We start from the raw sequence: 11126 nt of genomic DNA, 5'->3' as shown, positions 1-11126 counted from the left end.
GCTTTCCTGTTCGCGGGTCAGGGTTCGCAGCGGTTGGGTATGGGTCGGGAGTTGTATGGGGTGTTTCCGGTGTTTGCTGGGGTGTTTGATGAGGTGTGTGGGGGGTTGGATGGGGTGCTGGGTGGGTCGGTGGCGGGTGTGGTGTTTGGTGTGGATGGTGGGGTGCTTGATCGGACGGTGTTTGCGCAGGCGTCGTTGTTTGCTTTTGAGGTTGCGTTGTTTCGGTTGTTGGAGTCGTGGGGTGTGCGTCCTGGTTGTGTGATGGGGCATTCGGTGGGTGAGGTGGTGGCGGCGCATGTGGCTGGTGTGTTGTCGCTTGCTGATGCGTGTGTGTTGGTGGCGGCGCGGGGGAGGTTGATGGAGGGGTTGCCGTCCGGCGGGGCGATGGCCGCCGTACAGGCGAGCGAACAGGAAATCACCGCGACACTGGCTGATGCCGAAGGGGAAGTGGGCATCGCGGCGGTCAACGGACCACAGTCCGTCGTCGTGTCGGGCACTGCCGCGGCCGTCGACCGGATCGCCGCGAAATGGCGGGACCGTGGCCGACGGGTCAAGCGGCTGCGGGTCAGCCACGCCTTCCACTCCCCGCTGATGCGGCCCATGCTCGACGAGTTCAAGGCGGTCGCCAGCGGCCTGTCGTTCGCGACGCCGCGGATCCCGATCGTCTCGAACGTGACCGGCGCCCTGGCCGATACGTCGTTCGACGCGGACTACTGGGTACGGCATGTCGCCGCGCCGGTCCGGTTCGAGGCCGGTGTGCGTGCGCTCGAGCAACAGGGCGTGTCCGTGTTCCTGGAGATCGGCCCCGACGGTGTGCTCTCGTCGATGGCGGGCGACTGCCTGAGCGAGGGCGCGAACATCACCGTCGCTCCCACCCTGCAACGAGACCGCGCGGAGACGGCGGCGGTGCTCGCCGCCGTCGCTGAGGCGGGCAGCCGCGGCGCGGCGGTCGACTGGCCGGTGTTCTTCCCCGGCGGACGTCCCGTCGACCTGCCGACCTACCCGTTCCAGGGCAGGCGATTCTGGCTGGAAAGCCACACCGGGCCCGCCAGGACGTCCTCAGTGGACGATGCGCTCCCCGGCGTGGCGGAGGCCGGAACCTCACCGCTCGGACGCCGGCTGGCCGGTCTGGGCGAGGACGACCGCGCCCGCGTGCTGCTGGAGTTCGTCCGGAACCACGCGGCCGTGGTGCTGGGCCACTCGTCGGCCGGTGACGTCGCCGCCGATCGTGCCTTCCGGGAGATGGGCTTCGACTCCCTCACCGCGGTGCGGCTGCGCGACCGCCTCAGCTCGGCGGCCGGGATCACGCTACCGGCCACCCTTGTGTTCGACCACCCGACGCCCATCGCGCTCGCCCGGTATGTGGGCATGCGTGTCCTGGGCGAGGGAATCGCCGTGGCCGCTCCGGACATGACAGCGCCGGTCGACGGCGAACCGATCGCCGTGGTGGCGATGGGCTGCCGGTACCCCGGCGGTGTACGGACACCGGAGGACCTCTGGCGGCTGGTCGTCGACGGCGTCGACGCGATCTCGCCGTTCCCGTCCGACCGGGGCTGGGACGCCGTCCGGCTGCACGACCCGGATCCCGCCCGGGCGGGCACGTCGTACGCCCGGGAAGGTGGTTTCCTCGACGACGTGGCCGGGTTCGACGCCGGCTTCTTCGGGATCTCCCCGCGCGAGGCGCTGGCGATGGACCCCCAGCAGCGGCTGGTGCTCGAGATCGCCTGGGAGACAGTCGAACGGGCGGGCATCGACCCGCTCTCCCTGCGTGGCAGCCGGACCGGTGTCTTCGTCGGCGTCGCGGGCCAGGACTACCGGGCCGTGTGGGACGACGAGGGAAGCGAAGGCGGCGGCTACCTGCTGACCGGTACCGCGACGAGCGTGGTGTCCGGCCGTGTGGCCTACACGCTCGGGCTCGAAGGACCCGCGGTCACTGTGGACACGGCATGTTCGTCGTCGCTGGTGGCGATCCATAACGCCATGCACGCGCTGCGCCAGGGCGAGTGCACGATGGCGATCGCCGGTGGTGTCACCGTCATGTCGACGCCGCTTGGTTTCGTCGAGTTCAGCCGCCAGCGCGGGCTGGCACCGGACGGGCGCTGCAAGCCGTTCGCCGCCGCGGCGGATGGCACCGGCTGGGCGGAGGGCGCCGGACTGGTACTGCTGGAGCCGCTTTCGTTCGCCCGCCGCAACGGTCATCCGGTGCTCGCGGTGCTGCGCGGGTCCGCGGTGAACTCCGACGGCGCGAGCAACGGGCTGAGCGCGCCCAACGGGCCGTCGCAGGAGCGCGTGATCCGGCAGGCCCTGGCCGTCGCAGGTCTTGCTCCCTCCGATGTGGACGCGGTGGAGGCGCATGGAACCGGGACGACGCTGGGTGACCCGATCGAGGCACAGGCGCTCATCGCGACGTACGGGCGGGAGCGGGACCGTCCGCTGTGGCTCGGTTCGGTGAAGTCGAACATCGGCCACACGCAGGCCGCGGCCGGTGTCGCCGGCGTGATCAAGATGGTGTCGGCGATGCGGGACGGCCTGCTGCCGAAAACGTTGCACGTGGACGCACCGTCGCCGCACGTGGACTGGGCGGACGGCGCGGTCCGGCTGGTGACCGAACCGGTGGAATGGCCGGACGCCGGACGCCCGCGGCGAGCAGGTGTGTCGTCCTTCGGGCTCAGCGGCACCAACGCGCATGTGATCCTGGAACACGCGCCACCGAAGGACTTGTCCCAGCCGCCGGTGGTGGCCCCGCCGGTCGTGCCGCTGACGGTCTCGGCACGCGGCGCGCACGCCCTGCGAGCACAGGCCCGCAACCTGATGACGCACATGCTGGACCACCCTGACCTCGACGTCGCCGACATCGCGTTCACGCTCGGCACCGCCCGGGCCAAGCTGGAACGGCGGGCCATCGTGCTCGGCCGTGACCGCGGGGAACTGCTCGCCGGGCTGGAAGAGCTCGCTGACGGCACTGTCCCGCCGGACTCGGTGGCGGAGGGGCGACTGGCCTTCCTGTTCACCGGGCAGGGTGCGCAGCGGCTGGGCATGGGCCGGGAACTGCATGGGGCGCATCCGGCTTTCGCCGGGGCGTTCGACGACGTGTGCGCTCGGCTCGACCCGTTGCTGGGCCGTTCGCTGCGTGCGGTCGCCTTCGCCGAGGAAGGGACGTCGGACGCCGTGCTGCTGGACGGGACGATGTTCACCCAGGCCGCGCTGTTCGCGTTCGAGGTGGCGTTGTTCCGCCTGCTCGAGCAGTGGGGAATCCGCCCGGACTTCCTGGTGGGCCACTCGATCGGCGAACTCGCCGCCGCGCACGTCGCCGGTGTGCTGACCGTCGACGACGCCTGCGTGCTCGTCGCCGCGCGTGGCAGGCTGATGCAAGAGCTGCCCCCGGCCGCGGGCGGCGCGCGCATGGTGGCGGTGGAAGCGAGCGAGGCCGAGGTCACGGCGGTGCTGGCCGGACGGCCGGACACGGTGGCCATCGCGGCGCTCAACGGGCCGGACTCGGTCGTGCTCTCCGGCGCGGCCGAAGCGGTCGCCGAGGTGGCCGGAACGTTCTCGGCCAAGGGCCGGCGGACCAGGCGCCTGCGCACGAGCCACGCGTTCCACTCGCCGCTGATGGAGCCGATGCTCGCCGAGTTCCACCGGGTGGCCGAAGGCCTGACGTTCAGCGCGCCGTCCATTCCGCTGGTCTCCACCGTCACCGGTCAGGTCGCCGCCGACATCGGCACACCGGAGTACTGGGTCCGCCAGGTGCGTGAGCCGGTCCGCTTCCATGACGCCGTGCGCACGCTGGAGGACCAAGGAGTCACCGCCTTCGCGGAGCTGGGCCCGGACGGGGTGCTCACCGCGGCCGCCGGGCGAAGCCTGCGCGAACCAGACCGCTGCCTGCTGGTGCCGGTGTCCCGGGCGGGCCGGCCGGAGCCGTGGACGCTGATGTCCGCAGTGGGGCGGCTGCACACCCGGGGAGCGGTATCCCTTGCCTGGCACGCCGTGCTGCCCGGGGCCCGGCGGGTGAGCCTGCCGGTGTACCCGTTCCAGCACGACCGCTACTGGCCGGACACCCGCCAGCCAGGTGAGTCCGGTGTGGATACCTGGACGTATCGCACGAGCTGGTCGGCCGTGGAAGCGCCGCCCGGACCGTTGACCGGTCGCTGGTTGGTGGCTACTCCGGAGGACGGAGTGCTGTCGGAATCGGTGGCACGTGCGCTGACCGAGCGAGGCGCCGCCGTGACCACGTTCGCCGTTGGCCCTGACGGCGCGGAGGCCGAATGGCCGGCCGCGGACCCGTTCGACGGTGTGGTCTCGTTGCTGGCGTTGGACGACCGGCCGAATCCGGCCCATCCCGCGGTGCCTCGTGCACTGTCGGCCACTGTCGCGCTGGTCCAGGTGCTGGCCCGGGCCGAGGCGAGCGCCCGGTTGTGGTGTGTCACGCGCAGCGCGGTGCCGGTGGGAGAGGGCGAACTGGCCGAGCCCGCCCAGGCTCTCGTCTGGGGACTGGCCGGAGTGATCGCCAAGGAACAGCCGGACCGCTGGGGCGGGATCATCGACCTGCCCGCGGCCGACAGCCCGGCTGGTTTCAGGCGGCTCGCCGCGGTGCTGTCCGCCGAGGCGGCGGACGAGGACCAGATCGCGGTGCGCGACGGCGGGACTTTCGGCCGTCGGCTGGTGCGCGCACCGTTGGGCGCCGCCGTGCCGAGTCGCGTCTGGCGCCCGGCCGGGACCGTCCTGGTGACCGGTGGGACGGGTGCGGTCGGCGGACAGGTGGCCAAGTGGCTGGCGGAGAACGGCGCGGAACACCTGGTGCTCGTGAGCAGGAGTGGCCGCGACGCTCCCGGCGCGGCCGCTCTCGAAACCGAGCTCGTCCACCTGGGAACCGAGGTCACCTTCGCCGAGTGCGACGCCGCCGACCGGGACGCGCTGGCCCGGGTCATCGCCGAGGTGCCGGGGCGTTACCCGTTGACCGGGGTCGTGCACGCGGCGGGCGTACTCGACGACTGCATGATCGACTCCCTGACTCCCGAGCGGATGGAACAGGCACTGCGCCCGAAGCTCGTGGCGGCCGTCAACCTGCACGAACTGACACGGGATCTCGACCTGTCGGCGTTCGTTCTGGTCTCCTCGGTCGGTGCGGTCGTCGGCGCGGTGGGACAAGGCAACTACGCGCCGGGCAACGCCTTCCTCGACGCGCTCGCGCGGCGCCGCCGAGCCGAGGGACTGCCCGCGACGTCGGTGGCCTGGGGCGTCTGGGAAGACGGCGGGATGGTCACCGGTGCCGCGGGCGCGGTGCTGAACCGGCATGGCGCACGGCCGATCGCGCCACGGCAGGCACTTGCCGCGTTGCAGCGGACCCTGGACCACAACGAGGCCGCTGTCGTGGTCGCGGACATCGACTGGGCGCGGTTCCTGCGTGCCTTCACCCGGACTCCTGCGCTGGTGCGGGACCTTCCCGACGTCCATTCGGCAGCACCCACGACCGTGATCGAGGACCCGCCGGTGAGCGCGGCCGGGCAGCGGCGCGACCTGATGGATCTGGTGCTCCGCGAAGTGGCGGCGGTACTGGGACACGCCACCCCGGCCGCGGTCGAGGTGCGGAAGCCGTTCAGCGAAGCGGGTTTCGACTCGCTGACCGCCGTGGAACTGCGCAACCGGCTGAACGCCGCGACCGGCCTGCGGCTCGCCGCGAGCCTGGTCTTCGACCACCCCACGCCCGCGGCGCTGCGTGACCACCTGGAGGCCGAACTCGGCGGGCAGCGGGACGTGCCGTCCCCGGCATCGTCGTCCCCGGCGACGAAGCCGCGGGCCGAGGACGAGCCGATCGCGATCGTCGGGATGGCGTGCCGTTTCCCCGGCGGGGTGGACTCACCGGAGAGCCTGTGGGAGCTGGTGTCCGGGGGTGGTGACGCTGTGTCCGGGTCACCCACGGATCGCGGCTGGCGGATTTCCGGTTTCCCGGGAGGGTTCCTCGCCGGCGCGGCCGACTTCGACGCGGGCTTCTTCGGCATCTCACCGCGTGAGGCCGTGGCGATGGACCCGCAGCAGCGCCTGCTGCTGGAGACTTCGTGGGAAGCCTTCGAGCGCGCGGGCGTCGACCCGCTCTCCCTGCGTGGCAGCCGGACCGGTGTCTTCGTGGGTGTCGCGGGCAACGACTACACCACCGCGCTGCGCCAAGCGCCCGAAGGGGACAGCGGTTTCCTGGTCACGGGCAACGCCACGAGCGTGGCGAGCGGCAGGGTGTCCTACATGTTCGGCCTCGAAGGACCGGCGGTCACAGTGGACACGGCGTGCTCGTCATCGTTGGTGGCGTTGCACCTCGCCATCCAGTCGCTGCGCACCGGCGAGTGCTCGATGGCCCTCGCCGGTGGTGCCACCGTGGTCTCCACACCCGAGCTGTTCGTCGAGTTCGCCCGGCAGGGCGGTCTCGCCTCCGACGGCAGGTGCAAGGCGTTCGCTGAAGCGGCCGACGGCACCGCATGGGGCGAGGGCGCGGGAATGCTGCTGGTGCAGCGGCTGTCCGACGCCCGAAGTCAAGGACGCACGATCCTCGCCGTCGTCCGGGGTTCCGCGGTCAACCAGGATGGCACGTCCAACGGCCTGACCGCACCGAACGGCCCCGCGCAGCAACGGGTGATCCGTCAGGCGCTCGCCGCGGCCCGGATCGAACCGTCCGAAGTGGACCTCCTTGAGGCGCACGGCACGGGGACGAGACTGGGCGACCCGATCGAGGCGGAAGCCCTCATCGCGACCTACGGCCAGGACCGCGCCACCGATCGCCCGCTCTGGCTGGGATCGGTGAAGTCTAACATCGGTCACACCCAGGCCGCGGCGGGTGTGGCCGGCGTGATCAAGGCCGTGCTGGCGATCCGGCACGCAGTACTGCCGCGAACCCTGCATGTGGCCGCCCCGACACCGCATGTCCGGTGGGACACCGGTGCTGTGGAACTGCTGACCGAGTCGAGGCAGTGGCGCCCGGGACCGGACGGGTCACGGCGGGCCGGGGTGTCCTCGTTCGGCCTCAGCGGCACCAACGCGCATGTCGTGCTCGAACAGGCACCTCGGGACGAGCGCCCGGGAGTTGTCTGGGAGAACCCGGCACCGGTGGTGCCCTGGGTCTTGTCGGCGAGAACCGAACCGGCGCTGCGCGAGCAGGCGAGGCGGCTCGGCGCGTACGTCGACGCCAATCCCGGGCTGTCGCCCGCGGAGGTCGCGCTGTCGCTCACGACGACCCGTGCCGCGCTGGACCACCGCGCTGTGGTGCTTTCCGAGGACCGCGACGGGATCACGGGCGGGCTGGCCGCGCTTGCCGAAGGCCGTTCGTCCATGGATGTGGTCAAGGGCACCGGAACCATCACCGGCACTGTCTTCGTGTTCCCCGGTCAGGGTTCGCAGTGGCCGGGGATGGCACGGGAGCTCTACCGGGACAACGACGTCTTCCGCGGCCGTCTGCATGCCTGCGCGCAGGCGTTGGAGCCGTACCTGGACTGGTCGCTGGTCGACCTCATCGCCGGTTCCGGCGACGCGCCGTCGCTGGAGCGAGTGGATGTCGTCCAGCCCGCCCTGTTCGCCACGATGGTGTCGCTGGCCGAGGTATGGCGGTCGTTCGGCGTGCACCCGTCGGCGGTCGTGGGGCATTCGCAGGGTGAGATCGCGGCGGCCTGTGTGGCCGGTGCGTTGTCGTTGGAAGACGCCGCTCGTGTCGCTGCCCTGCGGAGCCTGGCGTTGACCCGGTTGCCCGAACGGGGCGGCATGCTGTCCGTGGCGTTGTCGCCGGATGAAGCAGCGGACCGACTGGCCCGATGGCCGGGACTGCTTTCCCTGGCGGCGGTCAACGGACCGCGATCGGTGGTCGTGTCCGGCGAGCCCGGTGCGCTGGCGGCCCTGGCGGACGGGTGCACCGCCGACGGGATCCGGACACGGCACATCCCTGTGGACTACGCGTCCCATTCGGCACACGTCGAGGTGTTGCGTGAGGAACTGCTGGATGTCCTGTCCGGGGTCACCGGCCGCGCCAGCACAGTGCCGTTCGTGTCCACGGTCACCGGCACGGTGCTGGACACCACCGGGCTGAACGCGGAGTACTGGTACCGCAACCTGCGCGAGACCGTCGAGTTCGACGCCGCCACCCGGCTTCTGCTGGCGCAAGGGCCGGTGTTGTTCGCCGAGATGAGCCCGCACCCGGTGCTCGTGACCGGGATCCAGGAGTCCATTGAGGACAGCGGGGTGGCCGCGGCCGTCGTGGGGTCGCTGCGCCGCGAAGAGGGCGGCCTGCCGCGACTGCTCCGGTCCGTGGCGCAGGCGCACGCACACGGGGCGCCGGTCGACTGGGCTCCAGTGCTGCCCACCCACGCGGCCAGGGTCGATCTGCCGACGTACCCGTTCCAGCGTGAACGGTACTGGCTCACCGCGCCGGCCGCCGATACCTCCGAAGCGACGGACCCGGCCGACGCAGGCTTCTGGGCGGCGGTGGAGCAGGAGGACCTGAGCGCGCTGGGACGTGCCATCGGCGCGGACGGCGGGTCGGTGGAGTCGCTCGACCGCTGGCGGCCGGTCCTGCCGGTGCTGTCCGCGTGGCGCAGGGAACGTCACCTACGATCCACTGTAGACTCAATGCGGTATCGCACGGTGTGGCGGCCGGCCGACGTGCCGGCTGGCACACCGGCCGGACGGTGGCTCCTCGTGCACGAGCCTGCGCGGACCGACTCGGCGCAGGCGATCCTGCGCGGACTGGTGGCCGCCGGAATGGACGTCACGGACGTCCGCGCCGCCGCGGACATGGATCGTGAGCGGCTCGGCGCCGTGCTCACCGAGCACACCGAAGGCGTTCGGGGTGTGCTTTCCCTGCTGGATCTCGGCCAGACGGTGGCGCTGGTCCAGGCTCTCGGCGACCTGGGCGCGACGGCACCGCTCTGGTGCGTGACCCGGGGTGCGGTTTCGGTCGGACGGTCCGATCCGCTGACCGGTCCCGTGCAGGCCCGGCTCTGGGGTCTCGGCCGGGTGGTGAGCCTGGAGCACCCGGACCGCTGGGGCGGAATGGTCGACGTGCCCGCCGAATTCGGCGAGCGGGCGGCGGCCAGGCTGGCCGCCGTGCTGACCGGCTCGGGCGACGAGGACCAGGTCGCGATCCGGGACTCCGGGGTCTTCGTCCGGCGGATGGTCCCCGCGCCGCTGGCCGGCACCCCAGCGCCCCGCCGGTGGCAGCCGACCGGAACGGTGCTGGTGACCGGTGGAACCGGGTCGTTGGGCGGCCACGTCACCCGATGGCTGCTCGATCGGGGTGCCGAACGGGTCGTGCTCGTGAGCCGCCGGGGTATGGCGGCGGCGGGTGCCGAGCGGTTGGTGGCCGCTTCGGGCGGCCGGGTCACAGTGGCGGCGTGCGACATCGCCGACCGCCGTGCCGTGGCGGAGCTGATCGGCGACATATCACCGGTGAACGCGGTGTTCCACGTGGCGGGGGCCAACCACGTCGCCCCGCTGGACCGAGCCACCCCGGCCGATCTGGCCGGGACGCTCGCCGCGAAGGCCGACGGCGCCGCGCACCTCGACGAACTGCTGTCCGGTCAGCAATTGTCGGCGTTCGTGCTGTTCTCCTCGGGCGCGGGAGTGTGGGGCAGCGGCGGCCAAGGGATCTACGCGGCGGGCAACGCCTTCCTGGACGCGCTGGCCGAGGATCGCCGGCGCCGCGGCCTGCCCGCGACGTCCATCGCCTGGGGCAGCTGGGCCGGTGGCGGCATGGCGGACGGCCACGCGGCGGAACTGCTTTCCCGCAACGGTGTTCAGGCGATGCCACCGCAACAGGCGGTGGCCGCGCTGGAGCAGGCACTCGACCACGACGAGACCTGTCTCACCGTGGCTGCCATCGACTGGGACCGGTTCGTACCGACGTACACCCTGGCCCGTCGCCGTCCCCTGATCGAGGAGATCCCGGCTGCCGCGCGCGCCATGGCGGCCGAATCGGGACGGGACGGCGACGACGTCGCTGAATCCGCACTGCCTGCCCAGCTTGCCACGCTGACGGCTCCGGAAGCGTTCACCGTGCTGCTGAACCTGGTGCGCGCCGAGGCGGCGGTGGTACTCGGGCACGATTCCCCCGACCTGGTCGCGGCCAGCCGGGCTTTCAAGGACATGGGGTTCGATTCCCTGACCGCGGTGGAACTGCGTGGCCGGCTCGCCGCCGAGACCGGTCTCCGGCTGCCCGCCACCCTGGTTTTCGACCAGCCGACGCCGGAGCGGCTGGCACGGTTCCTGATGGCCGGACTGACCGGCGAGCGGGACCAGTCCGGCACCCGCGTGGACACCGGTGTCGATGTCGGTGCCGACGTGGGCGAGCCGATCGCGATCGTCGGCATGGCGTGCCGGTTCCCCGGCGATGTGCGGTCCGCGGAGGACCTATGGCGGCTCGTCACCGAGGAACGTGACGTGATGTCGGGGTTCCCCACCGATCGCGGCTGGGATCTCGAGTCGCTGTTCCACCCGGACACGACCCGGCCAGGCACCTCCACCGCGCGGCACGGCGGGTTCCTCCACGACGCCGCGGAGTTCGACGCCGAGTTCTTCGGGATCAGCCCGCGGGAGGCACTCGCGATGGATCCGCAGCAGCGGTTGCTGCTGGAGACGTCGTGGGAGGTCTTCGAGCGGGCCGGTATCGATCCGCTTTCCGTGCACGGCCAACAGGTCGGCGTGTTCACCGGGCTGACCGTCGGCGAATACGCGGGCCGCCTCGCCTCCTTGGGCGAAGCGGCGGAAGGCTATGTGGGCACGGGAACCACAGGCAGCGTCGCATCGGGGCGGGTGGCGTACACGCTCGGGCTCGAAGGCCCGGCGATCACAGTGGACACCGCGTGTTCGTCCGCGCTGGTGGCTCTGCACCTGTCGGTGCAAAGCCTGCGCCGGGGGGAATGCTCCCTTGCGGTGGCGGGAGGTGCGGCGGTGCTAGCCACTCCGCACGCCTTCGTCGAGTTCTCCAGGCAGCGAGGCATGGCGCCTGATGGGCGGTGCAAGTCGTTCGCGGATGCTGCGGATGGTACTGGGTGGTCTGAGGGTGTGGGTGTTGTGTTGTTGGAGCGGTTGTCGGATGCGCGGCGTCATGGGCGTCGGGTGTTGGCGGTGGTGCGGGGTTCGGCGGTGAATCAGGATGG

General features: G+C 71.6%; 1 protein-coding gene. It reads left to right on the top strand.

The features are described from left to right. Positions 1–11126 (top strand): type I polyketide synthase (locus tag GC106_RS48625; protein ID WP_376777842.1); only part of this gene is annotated, 11126 nt, incomplete at both ends.

The sequence above is a fragment of the Kibdelosporangium persicum genome, from assembly GCF_013280595.1.
GTDB classification, from domain to species: domain Bacteria; phylum Actinomycetota; class Actinomycetes; order Mycobacteriales; family Pseudonocardiaceae; genus Kibdelosporangium; species Kibdelosporangium persicum.
Note: the sequence above shows the minus strand (reverse complement) of the source record. Positions and strands in the feature narration are given on the sequence as shown.